21 protein-coding genes are annotated in these 24,177 nt (G+C 62.3%); 18 read left to right on the top strand and 3 right to left on the bottom strand.

What is annotated here, in order from left to right; genetic code table 11:
* Window positions 1-85: 85 nt before the first annotated feature.
* Together B9Z47_RS03390 and B9Z47_RS03395 are read left to right on the top strand one after the other, a co-directional pair.
* A complete protein-coding gene (locus tag B9Z47_RS03390; protein ID WP_233253627.1) occupies window positions 86-2,185 on the top strand; it encodes a molybdopterin-dependent oxidoreductase in 2,100 nt (699 codons plus the stop codon).
* Window positions 2,178-2,480 carry a polyhydroxyalkanoic acid system family protein gene (locus B9Z47_RS03395; protein WP_108329794.1) on the top strand — a complete coding sequence of 101 codons (303 nt, stop codon included), beginning with the start codon at window positions 2,178-2,180 and terminating at the stop codon, window positions 2,478-2,480. The genes B9Z47_RS03390 and B9Z47_RS03395 overlap by 8 nt, the downstream gene beginning before the upstream one ends.
* Before the next feature lie 157 nt (window positions 2,481-2,637).
* Here B9Z47_RS03395 and B9Z47_RS03400 read toward each other — a convergent pair whose 3' ends face one another.
* Window positions 2,638-4,614 carry a lytic transglycosylase domain-containing protein gene (locus B9Z47_RS03400; protein ID WP_108329795.1) on the bottom strand — a complete coding sequence of 659 codons (1,977 nt, stop codon included), beginning with the start codon at window positions 4,612-4,614 and terminating at the stop codon, window positions 2,638-2,640.
* Between the two features lie 9 nt (window positions 4,615-4,623).
* On the opposite strand from B9Z47_RS03400, the gene B9Z47_RS03405 reads away from it, so the two are divergent.
* Complete coding sequence (locus B9Z47_RS03405; protein WP_108329796.1) at window positions 4,624-5,208, top strand: 5-formyltetrahydrofolate cyclo-ligase; 585 nt, start codon at window positions 4,624-4,626, stop codon at window positions 5,206-5,208.
* A 27-nt stretch (window positions 5,209-5,235) separates the two neighbouring features.
* Here the strand turns inward: B9Z47_RS03405 and B9Z47_RS03410 are convergent, their stop codons facing one another.
* Window positions 5,236-6,237, bottom strand: coding sequence for a LysR substrate-binding domain-containing protein (locus tag B9Z47_RS03410; RefSeq protein ID WP_108329797.1), 1,002 nt, complete (start codon window positions 6,235-6,237; stop codon window positions 5,236-5,238).
* 152 nt (window positions 6,238-6,389) lie between these two features.
* Between B9Z47_RS03410 and B9Z47_RS03415 the strand changes: the two genes are divergently transcribed.
* The 5 genes from B9Z47_RS03415 to katG all read left to right on the top strand — a co-directional run bounded on the left by B9Z47_RS03415 (window position 6,390) and on the right by katG (window position 12,933).
* Complete coding sequence (locus B9Z47_RS03415) at window positions 6,390-6,860, top strand: DUF2917 domain-containing protein (protein WP_158271611.1); 471 nt, start codon at window positions 6,390-6,392, stop codon at window positions 6,858-6,860.
* Between the two features lie 95 nt (window positions 6,861-6,955).
* Window positions 6,956-7,594, top strand: coding sequence for a TetR/AcrR family transcriptional regulator (locus B9Z47_RS03420; protein ID WP_108330069.1), 639 nt, complete (start codon window positions 6,956-6,958; stop codon window positions 7,592-7,594).
* A 79-nt stretch (window positions 7,595-7,673) separates the two neighbouring features.
* The gene (locus B9Z47_RS03425; RefSeq protein ID WP_108329799.1) at window positions 7,674-8,675 is read left to right on the top strand and encodes an MBL fold metallo-hydrolase; all 1,002 of its coding nucleotides are present in this window, start codon (window positions 7,674-7,676) and stop codon (window positions 8,673-8,675) included.
* A gap of 464 nt (window positions 8,676-9,139) precedes the next feature.
* Complete coding sequence (gene ltrA, locus B9Z47_RS03435; RefSeq protein ID WP_199226240.1) at window positions 9,140-10,525, top strand: group II intron reverse transcriptase/maturase; 1,386 nt, start codon at window positions 9,140-9,142, stop codon at window positions 10,523-10,525.
* Between the two features lie 233 nt (window positions 10,526-10,758).
* Window positions 10,759-12,933, top strand: coding sequence for a catalase/peroxidase HPI (gene katG / locus B9Z47_RS03440; protein ID WP_108329800.1), 2,175 nt, complete (start codon window positions 10,759-10,761; stop codon window positions 12,931-12,933).
* 130 nt (window positions 12,934-13,063) lie between these two features.
* On the opposite strand, the gene B9Z47_RS03445 is transcribed toward katG, so the two are convergent.
* Complete coding sequence (locus B9Z47_RS03445; protein WP_108330071.1) at window positions 13,064-13,711, bottom strand: ATP-binding cassette domain-containing protein; 648 nt, start codon at window positions 13,709-13,711, stop codon at window positions 13,064-13,066.
* A 159-nt stretch (window positions 13,712-13,870) separates the two neighbouring features.
* Here B9Z47_RS03445 and B9Z47_RS03450 point away from each other — a divergent pair, with 159 nt between their 5' ends.
* The 10 genes from B9Z47_RS03450 to B9Z47_RS03495 all read left to right on the top strand — a co-directional run bounded on the left by B9Z47_RS03450 (window position 13,871) and on the right by B9Z47_RS03495 (window position 24,139).
* Complete coding sequence (locus B9Z47_RS03450; RefSeq protein ID WP_233253628.1) at window positions 13,871-14,422, top strand: molybdopterin-dependent oxidoreductase; 552 nt, start codon at window positions 13,871-13,873, stop codon at window positions 14,420-14,422.
* Window positions 14,423-14,427: 5 nt separating this feature from the next.
* Window positions 14,428-16,320: a response regulator gene (locus B9Z47_RS03455; RefSeq protein ID WP_108329801.1), complete on the top strand. Its 1,893-nt coding sequence runs from the start codon at window positions 14,428-14,430 to the stop codon at window positions 16,318-16,320.
* Between the two features lie 117 nt (window positions 16,321-16,437).
* Window positions 16,438-16,908, top strand: a complete 471-nt coding sequence (nudB, locus tag B9Z47_RS03460) for a dihydroneopterin triphosphate diphosphatase (RefSeq protein ID WP_108329802.1) — start codon at window positions 16,438-16,440, stop codon at window positions 16,906-16,908.
* On the top strand, window positions 16,905-17,660 hold the full coding sequence (locus B9Z47_RS03465) for an endonuclease/exonuclease/phosphatase family protein (protein ID WP_108329803.1): 756 nt from the start codon (window positions 16,905-16,907) through the stop codon (window positions 17,658-17,660). Before nudB ends, B9Z47_RS03465 begins: the two co-directional genes overlap by 4 nt.
* A gap of 2 nt (window positions 17,661-17,662) precedes the next feature.
* Window positions 17,663-18,889 carry a cardiolipin synthase ClsB gene (gene clsB / locus B9Z47_RS03470; RefSeq protein ID WP_108329804.1) on the top strand — a complete coding sequence of 409 codons (1,227 nt, stop codon included), beginning with the start codon at window positions 17,663-17,665 and terminating at the stop codon, window positions 18,887-18,889.
* A 68-nt stretch (window positions 18,890-18,957) separates the two neighbouring features.
* Entirely contained in the window at window positions 18,958-19,686 is a 729-nt protein-coding gene (folE, locus tag B9Z47_RS03475; RefSeq protein ID WP_108329805.1) for a GTP cyclohydrolase I, read from the top strand.
* A gap of 2 nt (window positions 19,687-19,688) precedes the next feature.
* A complete protein-coding gene (locus B9Z47_RS03480; protein ID WP_108329806.1) occupies window positions 19,689-20,111 on the top strand; it encodes a BLUF domain-containing protein in 423 nt (140 codons plus the stop codon).
* A 45-nt stretch (window positions 20,112-20,156) separates the two neighbouring features.
* A complete protein-coding gene (locus B9Z47_RS03485; protein ID WP_108329807.1) occupies window positions 20,157-21,038 on the top strand; it encodes an EamA family transporter in 882 nt (293 codons plus the stop codon).
* A 6-nt stretch (window positions 21,039-21,044) separates the two neighbouring features.
* Window positions 21,045-21,881: a DUF429 domain-containing protein gene (locus B9Z47_RS03490; protein ID WP_108329808.1), complete on the top strand. Its 837-nt coding sequence runs from the start codon at window positions 21,045-21,047 to the stop codon at window positions 21,879-21,881.
* A 128-nt stretch (window positions 21,882-22,009) separates the two neighbouring features.
* Window positions 22,010-24,139: a xanthine dehydrogenase family protein molybdopterin-binding subunit gene (locus B9Z47_RS03495; protein ID WP_108329809.1), complete on the top strand. Its 2,130-nt coding sequence runs from the start codon at window positions 22,010-22,012 to the stop codon at window positions 24,137-24,139.
* Window positions 24,140-24,177 lie beyond the last annotated feature (38 nt).

Genomic DNA, 24,177 nt, shown 5'->3' on the forward strand with positions numbered 1-24,177 from the left:
TCAAGGCCAAATGGTTGGAAATTTCCCGGCGGCCATGGCCGGGAGATGCCTGACAATGGGACATTCCAAGCTGGTTTTGCCCTTCATGACCTCTATTGATGCCTCCAACGCCGTGCGCGGTGCCTGCCCGCACGATTGCCCTGACACCTGTGCCTTGGTGACCACCGTGGAAAACGGCCGCGCCATCAAAGTGCAGGGCAACCCCGCGCATGCGCCGACCGATGGTGTCTTGTGCACCAAAGTTTCACGCTACACCGAGCGCACCTACCATCCGGATCGCGTGTTGCAACCCATGAAGCGCATCGGCCCCAAGGGTTCGGGGCGGTTTGAGCCTGTGGGTTGGGATCAGGCGCTGGACGAGATCGCCACGCGCTTGAAAACCATCGCGGCTCGCAACCCCGAGGCCATCTTGCCCTACAGCTATGCGGGCACCATGGGCCTGGTGCAAAGCGAGTCGATCGCAGCGCGGTTTTTTCACCAGCTGGGCGCGTCGCTCTTGGACCGCACGATTTGCGCCTCGGCCGGGGCCGAAGCCCTGACGCAGACCTTGGGCAACAAGGTGGGCATGAAGGTCGAGTTTTTTGCCGAATCCAAGCTCATCGTGATTTGGGGCAGCAACTCGATTGGCAGCAACCTGCACTTTTGGCGCATCGCCCAGGCGGCCAAGCGCAACGGGGCCAAGTTGGTGTGCATCGACCCCCGGCGCAGCGAAACGGCCGAAAAATGCCACGAACACATCGCCCTGCGCCCCGGCACCGATGCCGCGCTGGCGCTGGCTGTCATGCACGAGTTGATCGTGCACGGCTGGCTCGACCAAGACTACATCGACCGCCACACGCTGGGCTGGGACGCTTTGAAGGCCCGCGCCTTGCAATGGTCGCCCGAGCGGGCTGCCGAGGTGTGCGGTGTGCCGGTTGAGCAAATCCGGCAACTGGCTCGCGACTGGGGCACCACCCAGCCTGCGGCCATTCGCTTGAATTACGGCATGCAGCGTGTGCGCGGTGGTGGCAACGCGGTGCGGGCGATCGCGTGTTTGCCTGCCCTCACTGGGGCCTGGCGACACCGGGCGGGCGGCTTGCTGCTCAGCAGTTCGGGGCATTTCCCGGTGCGGCGGGCGGCTTTGCAGCGGCCCGACTTGCTGGGCGAGCGGCGTCCGCGCACCATTAACATGGCCACCATTGGCGACGATTTGCTGCGCCCGGCATCGCCCGCATTTGGCCCCAAAATTGAAGCCTTGATCGTCTACAACAGCAACCCGGTCGCCGTGGCCCCCGAGTCGGGCAAGGTGGTGCAGGGCTTTGGCCGCGAAGACCTGTTCACCGTGGTGCTGGAGCATTTTCAGACCGACACTGCCGACTATGCCGACTTCATCTTGCCCGCCACCACGCAGCTGGAGCACTGGGACATCCACACCAGCTACGGCCACACCGACGTGCTGCTGAACCGTCCGGCGATTGCGCCCGTGGGCGGTTCACGCACCAACACCGACATCTTCCGGGCCTTGGCCGCGCGCATGGGTTTTGACGACCCGTGTTTTGCCGAGAGCGATGAAAGCCTGTGTCGCAGTGCCATTGGCGATGCGCAAGACTTTGAGCAGCTGCTGGCACACGGCTTTGCCTCTTTGCCCGTGCCCGATGCGCCGTTTGCCCAAGGCGGCTTTCCCACGCCCTCTGGCCGCTGCGAATTTTTCAGCCAACGCTTGGTCGACCAAGGCCTGGATGGCCTGCCGGACCACCTGCCCAACTACGAGTTGGCCACGCCCGGTGGCCGCTACCCGCTGGCCATGATTTCGCCGCCTGCGCGCAATTTCCTCAATTCCACTTTTGTCAACGTGCAAAGCCTGCGCGACATCGAAGCCGAGCCCGTGCTGGAAATGCACCCCGAGGACGCGGCTCAGCGGGGCATTGCCGACGGCGCGGTGGTGCGCGTGTTCAACGACCGGGGCACCTACCACTGCAAAGCAAGATTGAACCAGCGTGCGCGGCCCGGGGTGGTCAACGGCCTGGGCATTTGGTGGCGCAAGCTGGGCCTGAATGGCACCAACGTGAACGAACTGACCAGCCAGCACCTGACCGATTTGGGCCGAGCGCCCGTGTTTTATGACTGTCTGGTGGAGGTGGCTTTGGACACCGAATTTGCCGCCCAACGCACGGCCCCTCAAGCCCAGAAAGCCCACCATGCCTGAACTGAAGATTGAACGCCAACACACCTTGGGCCTGTCCGGCGCGCGCGCTGTGGCCGAACGCTGGCGAGAACAGGCTGAGCAGGAATGGGGCATGAGCTGCACGGCCGAGTCCGGCGATGCCGAAGACCGGATGCGCTTTGCCCGCAGTGGCGTGAGCGGCGAGTTGGTGGTGACCGACACGCGTTTCGACTTGCAGCTGAAACTGGGTTTCTTGCTGGGGGCCTACAGCGGCAAGATCGAAGAAAAAATCCAGGCCAATCTGGACGCTTTGCTGGGGCCTGCGCCCTCGGCTTGAACCCGTATCGGCCGCCGGAGCGACCTCCCGCAGGGGAGGGGGTGGCTTTTGCCGTCAGCCGCAGGGGCGGCTGTCCAAAGAGGGCTGGCCGAGGTGGTTTTGAGATGTGAAAGCCAGCCCCTGCTCGCGAATGCCGGTTATCCCTGGCTTGCAAGTTTCAAGGCAAATCCTTGTTCACCTCGGCCATCGGGGTGTTGCGTGGCCCCACGTTGCCCAGTCGGGCCTTGAGCGATTGCGGCTGGCGCGTCAGGATGGCGGCGTAGTTGGTGGTGTTGGACAGCACTTTCTTCACGTAGTCACGCGTTTCCTGGAACGGGATGTTCTCGGCCCAGATGGCGGCTTCAAGCACGGGGCCGTTGCGCCAGCTGCGCGGGCGACCGGGGCCGGCGTTGTAGGCGGCAGTGGCCATGGGCATGGAGCCCTCAAAGTCGTCCAGCACCAGTTTCAGGTAGCCGGTGCCAATGGCCACATTCACTTCGCGGTCGGTGATCTGCTCGGGCGTGAAGTGGGTCAAACCGATTTTCTTGGCCGTCCATTTGGCCGTGGCAGGCATGACCTGCATCAAGCCCGAAGCTCCGACGTGCGAGCGGGCGTCCATGACGAAACGGCTTTCCTGGCGAATCAGGCCATAGACATAGGCCGGGTCCAGCCGGATCTCGTTGGCCCGGCGCACCACGATCTCGCGCAAAGGCATGGGATAGCGTTGCTCAAAGTCAATGGCGTCTTTGGTGCGGTCGCTGGTGTTGATGCAGCGGTCCCACACCTGCCTTTGGCAAGCCAGATCGGCGGCTGCCAGCAGTTCACGGTCGTTCATGCCACCGGGCGTGTGCAGGTTGGTGCTGTAGTTCCACTCCCGGTTGCCTTCGGAGCGCAGGCCCAGCTGTATGGCGTACAAGGCGCGCTGCAGGCCGGGGTTGATGAGGGCGGCGGCTTTTTCTTGCGGGGTCAGGCCGCTGGGGCGCTCAGGGGCGGTGATCGGCTGGCCCAGCTCTTCGAGTGCCAGTTGCTCATAAAAACCCCGCACGCTGGCGATGCTGCGCAGCAGGCTTTGTGCCTCTTGACGCTGGGTTGTGTCTGGCACCGAAGCCATCAAGGCGCGGGCTCGCCAGTAGACCCAGGTGGGGTCTTTTTGAGATTCGGGGCTCATGGCCTGCGTGGCCGTCAAGACCTGACGCCATTGGCCTTGGCGCAAGGCAGCACGCACTTTCCAGGCCAGGAGGTCATCGTTCAGGTCGCTGTCTTTTTGCACTTTGGCAAAGTAACCGGCGGCTTCGTCCTGCAGTTTTTGCGCGGCCTGTTTGCCGATCACGCCCCAAGTCCAGTTGCGTTCTTCGGCGCTCAGCTGGATGGACCAGCGCCGGCTCAGCAAATCGGCCGCTTCGTCCGGGTCTTTGGCGGCCAGCCGGATCAGGGCCAGCACCGCCAGTTCCTTGCGGCTCTTGGTGATGGCGATGATGCGCTTGTCCAGGTATTTGGCCGGGTCGGCGTGGATCAGCGCCACTTGTTCGGACAGGCGGGGTGCTTCGATGTCGACGGCCGCTTGCGCGGCGCGTGGGCGGTTCGCGTCCATGGCGATGCGGGCCTTGCGCCACAGATCCAGGCCGTTGATCTGTTTGCCTGAGTGCAAATGCTCGGCCACGTAGGTGCAGCCGTCATCGGCTTCGCGCAGGGCGTACCACAGGCGCTTGGCCTCGTCGGCCACGTCTGCCTTGCTGTTCATGGCCTCGGTGGCCAGGGCGTAGCAGCGCAATTCGCGGTCATCGCGCATGCGGTAACGCGGGTATTCGGCGGTGAAGGTGGCCCAGTCGCGGCGTTTGCCCAATTGCAGCAACCAGTCGTTGCGCAGCCGGTCTTCGTAGTAGCTGCCGGCGTAACTGTTCAGGAAACCTCGAATTTCCGACTCGGGCGCGATGTCCAGGCGCGCGCGCATGTCCCAATAGGCGACCAGGGGTTCCAGCACATGGCCCCGGGCTTGGGGCAGCAAGTTCGCCAGGCGGTTTTTGTCGTTTTTGCGGAAGGCCTGGTGCATCTCCAGGATCACCTCGTCGCCCTTGTTTTGCGCATAAAGCTTGGGCGCGCAGAGGCCACTCAGGACCAAGGCCCCAAGCAGTGTCAGAATCTGTGTCAATTGCATAGGTTGATTATGGACAAAGCTGACGCTAAAAAGGCCCTCCGGAAAGCCCTGATTGAAGAAAGGCTGAACCTGCCCGACCGCTTGGCACGTGCAGAAGCCTTGCAGCGCGTCATGCGCATCTGGCTGTTTGACCGACCCGATACCGTGATCGGGGCCTATTGGCCCATCAAGGGTGAATTTGACCCGCTGCCGGTGTTGCACCGCTGGAAGGAAGACGGTGAGTTGAACGGCGAGCCCCAGCGCCGCCGCATCGGCCTGCCGGTGGTCAACAAGCTCCACAAAACCCTCACGTTTCACACCTGGTATCCCGGCTGTGCGATGGAGGAAGACGCCTACGGCATTCCCAAACCCAAGGACACCGAAGTCATCGTGCCGACCTTGTTGTTTGTACCCTGCGTGGGTTACGGCATCGGGGGCTACCGATTGGGCTATGGCGGTGGTTTTTACGACCGCACACTGGCCACGCTGCAGCCCAAACCCTTCACGGTGGGACTGGGTTACACACATGGCTTTGTGGACGATCTGGAGCCCGAAGACCACGACGAGCCGCTGGACGCGATCCTGAACGACAACGGGGTGGTTTGGCCGGTTTGATGTCGGCTTGGGTTCAGTCGGGCCACTTCAATCGGGTGAGGCCAGAGTCTCCGGGTCAGCCACATCGCCAGTAGCCAAGCGGGTGTTGTCGGCCTGCTGGCGCAGCCAGTCGCAAAAGGCGCGCACTTCGGGACGCAGCTTGCTGCGGGGTGCCACCAGCAACCAATAAGCCAGCGGTGAGCTCAAGCGCATCTCTGGCAGCACTTCCACCAGGTCGCCGTTGGCCAAGCTCTCTGCCACCAGGGGCTGGCGTGCCAACGCCACGCCCTGGCCGGTGAGTGCGGCCTGCACGATCTGGTGGGCATAGTTGAAATACAGCCAACGCGCAGGGGACAGGGCGGCTGTTTTGCCCGGTGCATGGGGGCTGAAGGTGTCCAGCCAGCGCTGCCAGCTCAGCCATTGCATGTGTTGGGTGCGGTAGGCGTCGCCCGCCTCGATCAGTGTGCAGCGCATCAAATCAGCCACGTTGTGGATGGGCTGTGATTTCAACAGCCATGGGCTGGCGACCACGGTCAGCTGTTCGCCAAACAGGCGCTCGGCAGCGCCGCTGATTTGGCTGGTGGCGTAGCGCAAAGCCAGATCCACATCGGTGTTGTTCATGTCCACAGCCGCGTCAGTGGCGTCGATCCGGATGTCGATGTCCGGGTGCTCGCGTTGAAACATTTCCAGTCGGGGGATCAGCCACATGCTGGCAAAAGAGGCCCAAGTGGTGATGGACACGCTTTGGCGGCCGGTGCTCTGGCGGATTCGCCGCACCGCCGAATCGATGCGTTCCAGCGAAGCACTTGCGGACCGGTGCAACAGGCTGCCTGCGCTGGTCAGCTCCACCGAACGCGTGTGCCGCAAAAACAGCAATGTGCCGACCTCGTGCTCCAGCGCCTGGATTTGCCGGCTGACCGCGCTTTGGGTCAGGGCCAGCTCTTCGGCCGCGACCCGGAAGTTCAGGTGTCTGGCCACCGCGTCGAACGCCCGCAGGTAGCTCATCGAGATCGGACGGGTGCGGGCTGCTGGGGCGGATGAGGGGGGCATGGTGGCGTCAATGATACGGGTGCAGTGCTTTTTGATTCATGCATTTGCCGCATCAATGGCGGCGAGGATTTTCATTGGACGTTGAATGCTTTGGCTTGCATCATGAATGCACCGACGCTTTTGTCGGCGTGGCGATCACCCTGGAGATGGCGATGTCTGAATCCGCACTGTGCACTTTTTTGCAAGACTGTCAAAAACTGAAAACTGTCCGCTGGACAGGCACCTGGCGCTTGTCCCCTCGGCGCGCCATGAGCCTGCTGCCCCGTCAAGACAGCCAGTTGCTGATTGTGCAAGGCACGGCATGGATCACTTGGGAAAAACCCATGGGCCACTGGGCCCGAAGCGATGGCGACCATTTTCTGGAAGCCGGGCAGATCATCGACGTGCCCGCTGGGGCCCGCTTGGTCATGGAGGCGCGCCACAGCGGTGAGACTGTGCACTTTGACTGGCGCGAAATGCCGCCGGACCTGGCGCTGCACCGCATGCCCCATACCACCTTGCGGGAACTGCTCAGGCAATGGCTGCAAGCCTGGGGGCAGGTGGGCGCGGCCAGCGTCAGGCTGGTGCGGGGGGTGGTTCGCCCCCGGCTGGGCGGGCTGACTGCAGGTGACTTGCCCGTCTAATGGCTTGACCGGTGGCTTGAACGGGTGTCCGACTGAGTGCTGGACTGAGTGCCTGACTGAGTGGGGCCTTGGGCCATGGCTGGCAGAATGCCGCCATGGCCCGACCCAAATCAGCAACCCACGACATCAAGCGCGACGCGATCCTCGACATTGCCGCGCAATGCTTTGCGCAGCGCAGCTACCCCGCGGCCAGCATGAACGAGATTGCCACCGCCTGCGGTACGTCCAAGGCGCGGCTGTACCACTATTACGAGAGCAAAGAAGCGATTCTGTTTGACCTGCTCGACCGCCACACCCAGCGCCTGCTGGCGCTGATTGCGCAGACCGAGGCGATTGCGCAGCGCAAGAATCTGGACGAGCGTGCCACGCTGCACGAACTGGTGCGGGCATTTTTGCAGGAGTACGAAACCTCGGCCACCCGGCACGCGGCCTTGCTCAATGACACGCAGTTTTTGGGCGATGCACCCGATCCGGCGCTGGGTGCCACGCTGGTTTCGCCGCGTGAGCTGATCCTGAATCGCCAGCGTGACATCGTGGCCGCCATGACGCGTTTCATGAAGCGCGCCTACCCCGAACGCTTGACCCCGACCAACCAGACGGCGCTGACCATGATGTTGTTGGGCATGATCAATTGGACCTTCACCTGGCTGCGCCCGGGCGGGCCGATCAGCTACGCCGCCTTTGCCGAAGAAGTGATCGGCATGCTTGAAAAAGGCCTGGGCAGCCCCGCCTGAGCTGGACTTTGCAATTCAACAATCCGTAACGCATTTCGTTTAGGTAAAATTCAAGCCTTCATTGACCAGAGAGATTTCCATGTCCAAAGCCCCCACCAAAGCCTTCGCCAGCCAGGCCGATCTGGATGAAAAAAAGATCACCTTCGAGCAATTGAGCCAGCACTGCTGGGCCTACACCGCCGAGGGTGATCCCAATTCCGGCGTGATCATCGGTGACCGTTTCATCATGGTCAGTGACGCCACGGCCACGCCTGCCATGGCGCAAGACCTGATCCAGAAAATCCGCACCGTCAGCGACTTGCCCATCAAATATGTGCTGCTGACCCATTACCACGCGGTGCGCGTGCTGGGCGCTTACGCCTACGCCGCCGAAGGCGCGACCGAGATCATTGCCAGCGAAGGCACGCTCGACCTGATCAAAGAGCGCGGCGCACAGGACATGAAAAGCGAGATGGAGCGTTTCCCGCGCCTGTTCCGTGGTGCTGACAGCGTGCCCGGCCTGACCTGGCCCACCATGGTGGTGGGTGGCGGCAATCCCACGAAGGGTGAAGTGCCCGGCAAGCTCAGCATCAACCTGGGTGGCGTGGTGGTGCAGATCTGGCATCCAGGCCCCGGCCACACCCGTGGCGACACGATTGCCTGGGTGGAAGAAGAAAAAGTGCTGTTCTCGGGCGACTTGGTCGAGTACGAGGCCGGTGTTTACACGGGCGACGCCCAACTCGAAGAGTGGCCCGCCACGCTGGAAGCGCTGCGTGATCTGAAGGCAGAGTTCATCGTGCCCGGTCGCGGTGAGGCCATGAAGGGCAACGACAACGTGAACAAGGCCCTCGATTACACACAGCGCTGGGTGACCACCTTGTTCCAGGCCGGTAAAGAAGCCGTGGCCGCCCAGATGGACCTGAAGGCCGCCATGGCCCACACCCGCAAGAGCATGGACCCGGTGTTTGGCCATGTGTTCATTTATGAACACTGCCTGCCGTTTGACGTGACCCGTGCCTACGACGAAGCCAGCGGCATCAAGAACCCCCGCATCTGGACTGCCGAGCGCGACATGGAGATGTGGAAGGCGCTGCAAAGCTGAAGCGCTTCCTTTTTCACACCCAAAACCCCGCTACCCAACTGGCGGGGTTTTTTGTTGGGTGCGCCCAGCATGGGCGCACACCTGCGGGTGCAAGTCCCGCTGCGAGCTGGTCACAGTGAGCAAAGTGAAGCGCAACTGCGTGAGGGCGACCGAGCGTGGGAAGGAAGCGTGGAGCGTAAATCGTGAGCCGATGAACAAGAACCGCATAGAAGGCGTTGCCAAGCAGGGCGAGCAGGCCCATTACTGCAAAGCTCTTGTGACCAAGGCGAGGTGGCGTAAATGCGGCGGTTGTGCGATGAAGGTGTGCGACCCTTACCTGGGGAGATCTCGCCTTGTTTCTGAAAGGAAGACGGCATTGCCGGAGCGAGAAGTCAGCAAAGGTCGTAGTAGTTGGAGCCGGGGCCGCTGAGGCCACAAGGCAAGAGCGAAGGACCGAACGAGAGTGAGTGAGCGAGGACAAGGGGATGTCAAAGGCCATGCGTCAGATGTTGGGGCAACCCGGGCGGGCAAGCGTAGCAAGCGGTGAAGCCGTGAGCGATCTTGCCAGCGACGAAGCCTGCGACCCGCCTCTTGAACACCCGTGCACGGGGTCAGCAAAGCAGATGGCAGGCACAGGTGGCCTGTTGGAGGCGGCGCTGACGAGACAGAACCTGCAAACAGCGTGGAAGCGGGTCAAGGCCAACAAAGGCGCAGCCGGGGTGGATGGGCTCGATATCGAGCAAACTGCCCAACTGCTGCGCCAAAGCTGGCCAGACATTCGCCAAGCGCTGCTGGCAGGAAGCTACCGGCCCAGTCCGGTACGCAAGGTATTGATTCCCAAACCGGACGGCAGCCAGCGCGAGCTGGGCATCCCGACGGTGATAGATCGATTGATTCAGCAAGCCCTCTTGCAAGTGCTGCAACCGCTGATCGACCCCACCTTCAGCGAGCACAGCCACGGGTTTCGACCGGGCAGGCGTGCGCACGATGCGGTCAAGGCCGCACGGGCATACGTCCAATCGGGCAAGCGCGTGGTGGTGGACGTGGACCTGGCCAAGTTCTTTGACCGGGTCAACCACGACATCCTGATCGACAGGCTCAAAAGGCGCATCGATGACGCTGGCGTGATCCGGCTGATTCGGGCGTATCTGAACGCCGGGATCATGGATGGTGGGGTGGTGGTCGATCGCCATCTGGGCACGCCGCAAGGCGGGCCACTCAGTCCGCTGCTGGCCAACGTGCTGCTGGACGAAGTGGACAAGGCGTTGGAGGCGAGGGGCTACAGCTTCGCGCGCTACGCTGACGACTGCAACGTCTACGTGGGCAGCAGACGAGCTGGCGAGCGGGTGATGGCCTACCTCAGGAAGCTGTACACGGGCTTGAAGCTTCAGATCAACGAAGCCAAGAGTGCGGTGGCAAGTGCCTTCGGGCGCAAGTTCCTGGGCTACGCGCTGTGGGTGGCCAAGGGCCGGGAAGTCAAATGCAAGGTGGCCGAAAAGCCGCTGGACAACTTCAAGGCTCGCATCCGGCAACTCACACGCCGCTCGGGTGGGCGCAGCATGGCGCAAGTGGTGGAAAAGCTGAGGCCCTACCTGCTGGGCTGGAAGGCCTACTTCGGGATGGCGCAAACGCCCAAGGTCTGGCGAGGGCTGGACGAGTGGTTGCGTCATCGGCTGAGAGCGATCCAGCTCAGGCACTGGAAGAGGCCGAAGGCGATCTATAGGGAGTTGAAGGCGCTGGGGGCCTCGGAAGATGTAGCGAACCAAGTGGCGGGTAACTGCCACAGGTGGTGGCGCAACAGTGACGGGGCCATCAAGCGAGTGCTGACCATTGCGTACTTTGATCGGCTGGGGGTGCCAAGGCTGTCCTGACCTCAAGCGCTCGAACCGCCCGGTGCGGACCCGCATGCCGGGTGGTGTGGCAGGGGTGCCTCCCATCAGGGAGGCCCCCTATGCCGATGGTCTGGCGCATCACAGCGTGCGTCAGCGCACCGTCTTTGCCCAAGCCCTTGATCGCTATCAGCTTCATAGATAAAACTCAACCCGGAACAACCCCGAACTCCCTACACTGATGCCTTGTTCAACCCATCGCCAAGGAACACTGTATGGACTCCCTGAACACCGCCTCCCCAGGCCAATGCCCCGTCATGCACGGTGCCAACACCAACACCAACACCAACACCACTTCCGCCAACGCCACCATGGCCTGGTGGCCCAAGGCGTTGAACCTGGACATCCTGCACCAGCACGACACCAAAACCAACCCCATGGGGGCAGACTTCAATTACCGCGAAGAAGTCAAAAAGCTGGATGTGCCCGCGCTCAAAAAAGACCTGACCGCACTCATGACCGACAGCCAGGACTGGTGGCCCGCCGACTGGGGGCATTACGGCGGTCTGATGATCCGCATGGCCTGGCATGCGGCAGGCACTTACCGCATTGCCGATGGCCGTGGCGGTGCGGGCACCGGCAACCAGCGCTTTGCCCCACTCAACTCTTGGCCCGACAACGCCAACCTCGACAAGGCGCGTCGCTTGCTGTGGCCCATCAAAAAGAAATATGGCAACCGCATCAGCTGGGCCGATCTGATCGTGCTGGCCGGCAACGTGGCTTATGAATCGATGGGTCTGAAGACCTATGGTTTTGCCTTTGGGCGCGAAGACATCTGGCACCCCGAGCAAGACATTTATTGGGGCTCCGAAAAAGAATGGTTGGCCTCAACCCGTTACGACGGCGACAAGCGCGAGACGCTGGAAAACCCCTTGGCCGCCGTGCAAATGGGCTTGATCTATGTGAACCCCGAAGGCGTCAACGGCCAGCCCGATCCGCTCAAAACCGCACACGATGTGCGCCTGACGTTTGCCCGCATGGCCATGGACGACGAAGAAACCGTGGCCTTGACGGCCGGTGGTCACACCGTGGGCAAAGCCCATGGCAACGGCCAGGCGCAAAACCTGGGCCCCGCCCCTGAAGGCGCCGAAGTGAATGAGCAAGGCCTGGGCTGGATGAACCACAGCACACGCAGTGTGGGCCGTGACACCGTGACCAGCGGCATCGAAGGCGCTTGGACCACGCACCCCACGCAGTGGGACAACGGCTATTTCCACTTGCTGCTCAACTACGAGTGGGAGCTGACCAAGAGCCCTGCAGGTGCCCACCAGTGGAAGCCGATCAACATCAAGCCGGAAGACATGCCGGTCGATGTGGAAGACCCGTCGATTCGACTGCAACCCATGATGACCGACGCCGACATGGCCATGAAGATGGACCCGGCCTACCGCGTGATTTCAGAGCGCTTCCACAAAGATCCCGAATATTTCACCCGAGTGTTCGCCCGTGCCTGGTTCAAGCTGACCCACCGCGACCTGGGACCCAAAGCGCGTTACATCGGCCCCGAAGTGCCGCAAGAAGACCTGATCTGGCAGGACCCCGTACCTCTGGGCCAAGCCGACTACGACGTGGCTGCGGTCAAAGCCAAGATCGCTGCCAGCGGCCTGAGCGTGAGCGAGATGGTGACCACCGCCTGGGACAGCGCCCGCACCTTCCGCCGCTCGGACAAGCGCGGCGGTGCCAATGGCGCACGCATCCGCCTGGCCCCGCAAAAAGACTGGGAAGGCAACGAGCCTGCCCGTCTGGCCAAAGTGTTGGGCATCCTCGAAGGCATCGCCAAGGACAGCGGTGCCAGCGTGGCCGATGTGATTGTGTTGGCCGGCAATGTGGGTGTGGAGCAAGCCATCCAAGCGGCGGGCTTTGACATCCCCGTGCCCTTCCAGCCCGGGCGTGGCGACGCCAGCGAGGCCATGACCGATGCCGAATCGTTCGCGGTGCTCGAACCGATCCACGACGGTTTCCGCAACTGGGTCAAGCAACATTACGCCGTCAGCCCCGAAGAGTTGCTGCTCGACCGGGCCCAACTCATGGGGCTGACCGCGCACAAGATGACGGCCCTGATCGGCGGCATGCGCGTGCTGGGCACCAACCACGGTGGCAGCCAGCACGGCGTGTTCACCGACCGCGTGGGGGTCTTGAGCAACGACTTCTTCGTGGCCCTGACCGACATGGCCTACCAGTGGAAGCCCACGGGCCGCAACTCGTACGACATTTGCGACCGCAAGACAGGCCAGGCCAAGTGGACCGCCAGCCGGGTAGATCTCGTGTTCGGCTCCAACTCGGTGCTGCGGGCGTATGCCGAGGTCTATGCACAAGACGACAACCGCGAGAAATTCGCACGAGACTTTGTGGCCGCCTGGACCCAGGTCATGAACGCGGACAGGTTTTAAATGACGAATCCGCGCAGGAGCCAGGGCCGCCTGTTTTGACACGCTTTGGGTGAATGGGCAGGCGTATTTCGCGACCGTCTTGGCCCGGCGTTGCAGCGGTGTGCGTGCACGCCGGGTGAGCAGTGGGGGGTCAAAGCTGCAGTAACGAGGCCAGCGGGATGTCTGTAGGGGCTTCGTAGTCGGCCACCAACCAGGCCCGCTCGGTTTGCTCGGCGGCATCGGTCAGCACGTCTTTGATCACGCAGATGGAGGCGTGGTCCAGCGAAACAAACGGCTGATCGAGCAGGGTAACGGTCGCGCCCGAGGCCAGGGCGGTGACCAGACCAACTTTGCGGCGGCTGCCGGTGGACAGCATGTTCAGACGTTTGTGCAGGTGGGGGGCCATGTGCAAGGCTTCCACCAGGGCCTGTTGAATGTCTTCGCACCACAATGGCAGGGTTTGCTGCCAGGTGGACCAGCATTGGAGCGGGGTGTCTTCGTCGTGCAAGGGCAGGCGCAAATCGGCCCAGAATACCGATGCCTGATGCGGCTGTCCCATGGGCCAAGGTTGACCCCGCAAACGCATGTGCCCCGCTGTGGCAGGCAAGTCACCAGCCAGCAGGCGCAGCAGGCTGGTTTTGCCAGTGCCTTCGTCGCCGGTCAATGCGGACACGCCTGCGGGCAGTTGCAGGGTGATGTCGCGCAACAAGTCCTGGCCCCCGGGCCCGCCACTCAGCGCCCAAGCTTCCAGAACGGGCGGGTGGTCTTGGTTTGTGGGGAGGATGGTCTGTTGCAACATGTCCGGCATGCTAGCAGCTGCCCGTGGTTTGCCAGGGGACATGGCTGGCTTGTGCATTTGGCAATATCTTTTACAGATTGAAACAAATTATTTTTATTGATTTAAATTAAAAAATATAATTCTTTTTAACTCAATCAATGAATAACGGGAAACTCAATCATGCGCACATTCAAAGGGTTTGGCGACTTTGACATGGCCAAAACAAGTCCGAGCAACAGGTGCTGGGCGGCGGCGCTTGCTTTGAGTGCGCTGCTGGGGTGGGGACCGGCGTTGGCGCTGCAGGCGCCTCAAGGTTCGGTGGTGTTGCAAGTGTCCGGCTTGATGGATGTGCGCAACCAGGGCACGGTGGCTGCACTGGACATGGCAACCTTGAAGGCGCTGCCTCAACAAAGTTTCACCACACGAACCCCTTGGGATCAAAAGCCGGTCGCGTTTTCAGGGCCGTTGCTCAGGGATGTGCTGAAGTTGGTCAAGGCCCGAGGACAGCAGATCAAGGCCGTGGCATTGAATGATTACCGGGTCAAGCTGCCCGTCTCGGATGCGGAACAGCACGAATTGATCGTGGCCTTGACGATGGATGGTCAGTCCATTCCGGTTCGCACCAAAGGCCCGTTGTTCATCATTTACAACTTTGACGGCAAAAAAGAGTTGCAGCACAAGACTTATTACGAACGCTCTGTCTGGCAACTCAAGGCCATTGAGGTGGAGTGATTCCGATGCCCGCCACTGAGTCAGATCCCCAAGCGCGCGCCGGTTGGGCGCCGTCCCGATTTTTTTGGGGTCTGGCGCTGATCGCGGGCCTGGTGATCCTCGCTCTGGTGGTTGCCACCACCGTCCAATGGCGACAAGCCCAGGCCTTGGAGGCTGCAGCCCGTTTGCAGGAAGACTCCCTGACGGCCATGACGACGCATCTGGAGCGCGAGCTTTGGCGTTTTGATGCGGTCATGTCCCGTGTGGACGGCCATCCTGCGGATCTGGCACAAGAGCGTGCATTGCGTTTCGACATTTTGCTAAGCCGGGTTGATTTGCTGCTGAACAGCCCGAGTTTGGTGAGGGTGCACCACCGTGAGGAGTACACGTCTTTGGCACCGCACCTGCTCAGCTGGGTGTCCAGATCAACGCCTTTGGTCGATCAGGGCGACTGGGCATCCACCGCTTGGCCGCTCTTGCTGAAGGAGTTGCAGCAGATGGCACCCGATGTGCAGGCCTTGAATTCGGCGTCTGACATGGTCATGGGCCAATGGGTGCAGAACCAGGTGCTGACGGTGCGCACCCAAAGCCAGTGGATTTTTTGGCTGACGCTGGCCCAGATTGTGGGGTTGATGGTGGGGGCCGCGGGTTTGTATGTGCATGATCGCAGGCAGGCGCAAGCCCAAAGGGCGCAGGCATTGCTGCACGCCGAGCTGCGAGAGGCCAAGGAACAGGCAGAAAGCGCCAACCTGGGTAAAAGCCGGTTTCTGGCCAACATGAGCCACGAATTGCGCACGCCCTTCAATGGCATCTTGGGCATGCTGGGGTTGCTCGAAAAATCCACCCTCAACGCGCAGCAGTCGGACCTGGTTCAGACCGCCAAGGGCAGCGCAGCGCATTTGCTGCATGTGCTCAACGATGTGCTGGAAGTGGCCGCACTGGAGGCAGGAAAAATCCAGATCCGATCCGAACCGGTCGACATGCAGGTTTTTTTGCGCGAAGTGCTCAGTTTCATGGCGGTGAAGGCCACCCAAAAAGGCCTGCAAATGCATTTGACGGGGGATGTGTGGCCGCCCGGCCGGGTGAGGGTGGACCCGCTGCGGTTGCGGCAAATCCTGTTCAATGTACTGGACAACGCGGTCAAATACACCGAGCAGGGGCAGATCGAGCTGTGCGTCAGATGTGCGGTTCAGGGCGAGGCGGTGCATTGGCAAATGGACATGACCGATACCGGTGTGGGCATGTCCGAGGCGACCCAGAAAGGTTTGTTTGGACGATTTCATTGGGGCGATGCTTCGTTGACCCGCAAGCAATCGGGTTCGGGCTTGGGGCTGGAAATTTCAAGATCGCTGGCGCGCCTCATGGGGGGCGATCTGACGGCGCGCAGCACACAGGGGCAGGGCTCTGTGTTCAGTCTGAACCTGATCACGCCGCTGGCATCACTGCCCTCGGAGGCTGCCGTGTCGCAGGCGACGCCGGTGCCCGCGGTGCCGGTGCCGACCGAGTCAACGGCAGCATCCCATGCAGTCGGTGCAACAGGGCCTGACGAGGCGTTGCATGTGCTGGTGGCCGAGGACCATCCGGTCAACCGCAAAGTGGTGGGACTGCTGTTGCAGAGCATGGGCCACCAAGTGAGCTTCGCCGAAAACGGGCAGCAGGCACTGGAGTTGGCCAGTCAAACCGATTTTGACCTGGTGTTGATGGACATCCACATGCCGGTGATGGACGGTCTGACCAGTGCGCGTCAGATTCGGGCCTTGCCTTGCGCGCGCGGCAAGGTGCCCATCGTGGCCTTGACGGCCGATGTCATGAACGATGCCGTGCAGCAGACCATGGCCGCGGGCATGAATGCGTTCCTGTCCAAGCCGTTGCAAAAAAATCAGCTTCAGGCAGTGTTGCCCCGTCGGCATCGGGGTTGAGGTGCTGAGACCCTGAGGACGTGGGTCATTGACGGGTTTGATCTGGCATAAAGCACCCACAAAGGGGCTGACTACAATGAATCGGTCTTGAGTCCCTACCCGGAGCATCCCTTGCCCATGCCCGCCTCCGCTGTTTACAAAATTCCGCAATCGGTGCTGGTGGTGATCTACACGCCCGCGCAGGATGTTTTGTTGATCCGGCGCGTTGATTCGGGTACTTGGCAGTCGGTGACGGGCAGCAAAGACCACCTGGATGAAAGCTGGGCCGAGACGGCCGCCCGTGAGGTGCAAGAGGAAACCGGTCTGGATGCCCGAAACCCGCATTGCCATTTGCAGGATTGGCAACTGGAAAACCGGTACGACATCTATCCGGCTTGGCGCTGGCGCTATGCCCCCGAGGTGAGTCGCAACACGGAACGGGTATTTGGCTTGCAAGTGCCCAAGCGCCTGCCGATTGTGTTGAGTCCGCAAGAGCACACGGAATCGGTCTGGCTGCCATGGCATGCCGCGGCTGACCAGTGTTTTTCTCCATCCAACGCCGAGGCGATCCTGATGCTGCCCCGCTTCATGGGGCCGGTGCCACGATGACCCCCGAGCGTCATGAGCACCCGGTGCTGCGGGTGGCCACTTACAACATCCACAAAGGTGTGCAGGGCTTTGGTCCCGCCAGGCGCCTTGAAATCCATAACCTGGGCCATGCGGTTGAGCAGCTGGATGCCGACATGGTGTGTCTGCAGGAGGTGCGACGCATGCACCGCCGTGAAGCGGCTTATTTCAGCCATTGGCCCGAGATGCCGCAAGCCGAGTACCTCGCGCCCGAGGGCTACGAGGCCATCTACCGCACCAATGCCGTGACCCGGCATGGCGAGCATGGCAACGCCTTGCTCTCGCGCTGGCCTGTGCTGTCGCACCAGCACCGCGACATCTCGGACCACCGGTTCGAGCAACGCGGAATGCTGCACACGCAGGTTCAGGTGGTGGACCGTGTGGTGCACGTGCTGGTGGTCCATCTGGGGCTGGTGCCTGCCAGCCGCGTGCGACAGGTTCAGTGGCTGCTGGCTTACATGGCACAAAACATTCCGGACCAGGAACCGGTGCTGGTGGCCGGCGACTTCAACGATTGGGGAACGGGCTTGGGCCGACGCATGGCCGACGCTGGTTTTCGGGAGTGGCGTGAACAGCCCACACCCACCTACCCCTCACGCCTGCCCTTGAACCAGCTCGACCATGTGTATGCCCGTGGACTGACCCCGATCCATGCGATGGTGCCTTCAGGGCGCATCTGGCAACGCATGTCGGACCATTTGCCGCTGGTGGCCGAATTCGCCTGGGAAAGCTGAGCATGCGCCACAACGCCCTGCGCGATGGCCATCGGATTCGCCTGATCGAAGGCGGGCAAGCCTATTTCGAGTCCCTGGTCATGGCACTGGAACAGGCGCATTCGCAGGTGCTGCTGGAAACCTATATTTTTGACTTCCATGGTGCCGCCCTCATCGTGGCCGAGGCGCTGGAGCGGGCGGCTTTGCGTGGTGTGCGGGTCTGGCTGGTGGTGGATGGGGTGGGTACAGGCCAGCTGCCTGTCGAGTGGCAAGATCGTTTTGACCGTGCCGGGCTGGAATGGCGCGTTTATTCGCCCTTGGGGGCTTTGGGTTTGCTCATTCCCAGTCGTTGGCGTCGCTTGCATCGCAAACTGTGTGTGGTGGATGGACGCACCGCATTTTGTGGCGGCATCAACATTCTGGACGACTGGTACGACCCACACCATGGTCGCCTGACCCGTCCGCGTCTGGATTTCGCCGTGAGTGTTCAGGGCGATTTGGTGCAGCACATCCAGGAGGCCATGACCCAACTGTGGTGGCGTTTGCAGGTGGGCGAAAAAGTCCGCATGCGCCAGATTCCCCAAGCCATCCATTTTTTCAGGACGGCAGGCATGTCCTTGCCCTGGCAGCGCGCCACTTTGGAGTCTGAGGGCTTGTCTGGCCCCAGCCGTGCCGGTTTGCTGCTCAGGGACAACTTGTTGCACCGTGCACGCATTGAGCGCGCTTACCTCAAGGCGATTGGCTCTGCCCGCCACGAGGTGGTGATAGCGAACGCCTATTTCCTGCCCGGACGCCGTTTGCGACAGGCGCTGGTGCATGCCGCGCAGCGTGGCGTGCGGGTGCGCCTGCTGCTGCAAGGGCGCTATGAATACTTTATGCAGTACCACGCGGCACGTCCGGTGTATGGCAGCTTGCTCGATGCAGGGGTTGAGATTTTTGAGTACGACGCGAGCTTTTTGCACGCCAAAGTGGCGGTGGTCGATCCCGACAACGAACGGCCCTGGGCCACGGTGGGCTCGTCCAACCTGGACCCTTTGAGCTTGCTGCTGGCACGTGAAGCCAATGTGGTGGTGGCCGACCGGGCTTTCGTGCAGCGCCTGCACCAGCGCCTGAGCCAAGTCATTCAGACGCAAAGCACCCCGGTGGTGATGGATGTCCACAGTCAGCGGCGTTGGCACCAGCGCCTGCGCGACCGCATCGCTTTTGGTCTGATGCGGCTGGCGCTGTTCCTGACGGGTTACCGGTATTGATGCTGCCCAGGCCGATGTCCCTGATCGGCGTGCGCCGATCAATCGCTGGTAGTATCTTCCCCATGTTAATGAAAGCCCCAGACGCCATGACTGCTTCTGCCGCCACGCCCGAAGACGAAGGCGTACCTGTGTCCGTGAAAATCCGCGAGCGCGTGTTGGCCGCCCGCAAACGCTTCCACGCCAACGACAACATCGCCGAGTTCATTCAGCCCGGTGAGTTGGACAAGTTGCTGGACGAAGTCTCCGCCAAAATGGAAGGCGTACTCGACAGCCTGGTGATCGACACGGTGAACGACCACAACACCGGCGACACCGCTCGCCGTGTGGCCAAGATGTACTTGAAGGAAGTGTTCAAGGGCCGCTACGTCGAAGGCCCCGAAATCACCGAGTTCCCCAATGCCGAGCACCTCAACGAGCTGATGATCGTGGGCCCCATCACCGTGCGCAGCGCCTGCAGCCACCACTTTTGCCCCGTGATCGGCAAGATCTGGATCGGCGTGCTGCCCAACGAACACACCAACGTGATTGGCTTGTCCAAATATGCCCGTCTGGCCGAATGGATCATGGGTCGCCCCCAGATTCAGGAGGAAGCCGTGGTGCAATTGGCCGACCTGATCCAGCGCAAAACCCAACCCGACGGCTTGGCCATCGTCATGGAAGCCAGCCATTACTGCATGGGCTGGCGCGGCGTCAAGGACATGGACAGCAAGATGATCAACTCGGTCATGCGGGGTGCCTTCCTCAAAGACCCGAACCTGCGCCGTGAATTTTTGTCCTTGATTCCTGGAAAGAACTGACCATGTTGGTACGCCTGCTTTACGCCAGCCGTGTGGTGGACTCGACCCCCGAGACCATCAATTCGATCTTGGCCCAATCGCGTCAATTCAACCCGAGCAGCGGTATCACCGGCATCCTGTGCTACGGCGGTGGCATCTTCTTGCAAGCCATCGAAGGCGGGCGCAATGCCGTGAGTGACCTGTATGGTCACATTCAGAAAGACGTGCGCCACAAAGACGTGGTCTTGCTGCATTACGAAGAAATTTCCGAACGCCGCTTTGGCGGCTGGACCATGGGCCAGGTCGATGCGTCCCGTGTCAACACCAATATCTTGCTCAAATACTCCGAGCGCGCCGAGCTGGACCCTTACAGCGTCTCGGGCAAAGTTTCACTGGCTCTGCTCGAAGAGCTCATGGCCACCGCCTCCATCATCGGCCGGGCTTAAAACGCCCACTCACCCCCAAGCCCCGCAAGGGGCTTTTTCACGCCCATGCCCCTGAGTGCGCTTGCCCTGGTCATTCTGGCCGGCTTCATCCATGCCAGCTGGAACATCGCCGCCAAAAAGGCCGGGGGCGATGTGCGCTTTGTCGCCTTCACTTCGGTGGTGTTGATGGTGTTCTGGGCCCCCGTGGGTCTGTGGGTGGGCTGGCAGCAGGTGCCCGCCTGGGGCCTGCTGGAGTGGGGCCTGGTGCTGGCCAGTGCCTTGCTGCACATCGCCTATTTCATCGTGTTGCTGCGCGGCTACCGCAAGGCCGACCTCACGGTGGTCTATCCGCTGGCGCGAGGCTCGGGGCCGCTGCTGTCGTCCATGGTGGCCATTGCCTTGCTGGGTGAACAAATTTCGGCGTTGGGCCTGGTGGGCATTCTGGGCGTGGTCGGGGGCGTGTTCCTGATTGCGGGTGGCCCCGAGCTGTGGAAGGCGGCGCACGACCCGAACAAGCAAGCGCGTGTGCGCACCGGCATTTTTTATGGCGGCATCACCGGCCTGTTCATTGCCAGTTACACCGTGGTCGATGGCTATGCCGTCAAGGTGGCGCTGATGTCGCCCATTTTGGTGGACTACTTTGGCAATTTGGTGCGCTTGGTGTTTTTGACGCCCACCTTGCTGCGCGACCGTGCCGAGGTGACGCGCTTGTGGCGTCAGCAGCGCCCTTATGCCTTGATCGTGGGCATCTTCAGTCCCGTGTCGTATGTGTTGGTGCTGTATGCCCTGCAGGTGGCACCGCTGTCGCATGTGGCCCCGGCGCGTGAAGTGTCCATGCTGTTTGCCGCCTTGTTGGGTGGCCACCTGTTGGGCGAGAAAGACCGTGGTCCACGCATCGCAGGTGCAGTGCTCATCGCCGCAGGCGTCATGGCATTGGGCGTGGGTTGAGTGGTCATGAAGCACCTCGAACCTTCCCCCTCTTTGATCGGCTGCGATTTCTCCAGCAGCCCGTCCAAACGCAAACCTATCGTGCTGGCGCTGGGCCAAGCCCGGCAGGGCAGGGTGCAGCTGCAAGCCCTGCACACCTTTGACACCCTGAACGCGTTTGGCCAATGGCTGGCGCAGTCTGCCGACTGGGTGGGCGGTTTTGATTTGCCCTTTGGCCTGCCACGCGAGTTGGTTGAGACCCTGGGCTGGCCCACCGACTGGGCCGCCTGCATGGACCATTACTGCGCCTTGGAGCGCGCCCACATTCGTGAACAGTTTGCAGCGTTTTGCAACGCCCGCCCTGTGGGTGGCAAGTTTGCGCACCGCGTTGCCGACAAGCCCGCAGGCTCCAGCCCCTCCATGAAATGGGTCAACCCGCCTGTGGCCTACATGCTGCACGCGGGTGTCCCTCTGTTGCGCCAGGCGGGCGTGCACTTGCCTGGCCTGCACGCGGGCGATGCCCGTCGCGTGGCGCTGGAGGCCTACCCCGGCCTGCTGGCGCGCGAGGTGCTGGGTAACCGCAGCTACAAAAGCGACGACAAAGCCAAGCAAACGTCCGAGCGATTGCTGGCCCGGCGCGAATTGCTGGGTGCGCTGGAGCGCGGCCAAACCCGCTTGGGCCTGCGCCTGGTGGCCAGCAACGCGCTGCTGGGCCGCCTGGCCGATGACGCCAGCGGCGACGCGCTCGACGCCACCTTGTGCCTGATGCAAGCGGCCTGGGCGCAACACCAGCACGAAGCCGGGCACCCGCAATACGGCTTGCCGCCGTGTGACCCGCTCGAAGGCTGGATCATCACGGCTTGATGGATGACGTGATCGTCTGTCTGATCGTTTGTTTGATCGATGGCCGCCGGGGATTGTGTCAATTAACTTGAAAATCCTTCAAAACAATTCGATTGCCTGTTGACTGAGGCGCTGGTTCAATCCACGCCATGCCCAGCACAACATTCACTCCCTTACGACGCGAAGATCCCACGCTGCTCACCGGGCGCGGCGTCTTCACAGGCGACGTGATGACACCGGGCTGCCTGCACGCCGTGTTCGTGCGTTCGCCCATGCCCCACGGGCGAGTGCGTGCCATCGACACGCAGGGGGCCGAAGGTGCACCGGGCGTCGTGGCCGTCCTGACCGCTGCCACGCTCAGCCCATCGGGGCAGGCGGTGTATTTGCCACCGCCCAACCCCTTGCTGCCCATCACGCACGCGCCGCAGATGGACGTGCTGGCGCGCGATGTGGTCTTTTACGTGGGGCAACCCGTGGCCTTGGTGGTGGCCCGTTCGCTGGCCGAGGCCCAACACGCAGCGCAGAAGGTGCAACTGGACATCGAGCCACTGGCCCCCGTGCTCGCCTTTGCAGGCACCGAGTCGGTCACCCAAGTCTCGCACCCGTTTGAAGACGCGGCCCGTTTCCAGCCCGCAGCCACAACATCCATCACCTGCGAAGTTGAGCTGGATGTGCCGCGTGTGCTGGCCTTGTCGATGGAGCCCCGGGGCATGCTGGCCCAGTGGGTGCATGCCAGCGACGATTCGCCCGAGAGTCTGACGGTCTGGCTGGGCACGCAATCGCCCTCGCGTGCGCAAGCCGACATCGCGGCGGCCCTGGCTTGGCCAGAGGCGCGTGTGCGCGTCATCTCGGGTCATGTGGGCGGGGCCTTTGGTGCCAAGTCCTCGGTGTGTCCGGAAGATCTGGCCATCGTGCTGGCCGCCCGGCTGCTACGGGCCAGCGTGCGTTGGCAGTCCACCCGTTCTGAAGAATTCACCTCCGGCATGCACGGCCGGGGCGCTCGGCTCAAGGGAAGCCTGAGCCTGTCGGCCGATGGCCGCTTTGACACGCTGAGCGCCGATTTGCGTTTCACCGTGGGGGCCTGGCTGCCGTTTTCGGCGGTGGCCCCTTTGCGCAACGCGGCCCGCATCCTGCCTGGCCCCTACCGCGTGGCCAAGCTGGACGTGCAGGGCAGCGCCGGTTTGTCCCACAGCGCGCCGGTCACGATTTACCGGGGCGCAGGCCGCCCCGAAGCCGCCCTGCTCATGGAAACGCTGGTCGAACAAACCGCCCGCGCTGCAGGCATGGACCCGGTTGAATTGCGCCGCCGCAATCTGGTGCCAGCTTCGGCCATGCCCTACACCACACCGACCGGCGAAGTGTTTGACAGCGGCGACTACCTGCGCGCCCTGACGCAGGCCTGCGAACGCTTTGACTACGAACGCCAGCGCCAGCTGCAGGCACAGCGGCGTGCGCAAGGCGAGGTGGTGGGGATTGGCCTGGCGCTGTATGTCGAACCTTGCGGTACCGGCTGGGAATCGGCCCATGTCGACTGGCACGAGGACGGCACGGTCACCGTGGCCACGGGTTCACCCGCACAGGGCCAAGGCCACAGCACCACCTATGCGCGCATAGCGGCGCAGGCGCTGGGCCTGAGCCCGGAAGCGGTCACGGTGATTTATGGCGATACGGCGCTGTGCCCGCCCGGTGTGGGCGCGTTGGCCAGCCGCAGCACCGCCATTGCGGGCAGCGCCATCGTGCAGGCCTGCAACGAACTCAAAGCCCGGCGTGCAGCTGGCGAGGCCCTGCCGCTGTCGGCCGGGGGCCGCTTCACGGCTGCAGAAAGCTGGAGCTATGGCTGCGTGATCGCCCGCATGTCGGTGGACCGCGACACGGGCCGCCCGACCATTGAACAGATCGTCTGGGCCGACGACGCGGGCCACATCGTTCACCCCGAACTGGCCAAAGGCCAGCTGATCGGTGGCCTGGCCCAGGGCCTGGGCCAGGCGATGTTTGAAAAGCTGGTGTACGACGAGGCCGGGCAGCTGATCACCGGCTCGCTGATGGACTACGCCGTGCCGCGTGCCGATGACATGCCCGCCATCGACATCCACAGCTTTGCCATTCCCAGCCCGAACAACCTGCTGGGCGCCAAAGGCGTGGGCGAGGCGGGCTGCATTGGCGTGCCAGCGGCTTTGATGAATGCCGCGCGTGACGCCTTGTCGCCCCTGGGCGAATGCCCACTTCAATTTCCATTGACGGCAGAGCAGTTCTGGCGCGCCATGAACGGCCAAGTTTGACCCAACTCACTTTTTCACTTCATCACCTTGAAAGAACC

The sequence above is a fragment of the Limnohabitans sp. 2KL-1 genome, assembly GCF_003063435.1.
Classification (GTDB): domain Bacteria; phylum Pseudomonadota; class Gammaproteobacteria; order Burkholderiales; family Burkholderiaceae_C; genus Limnohabitans_A.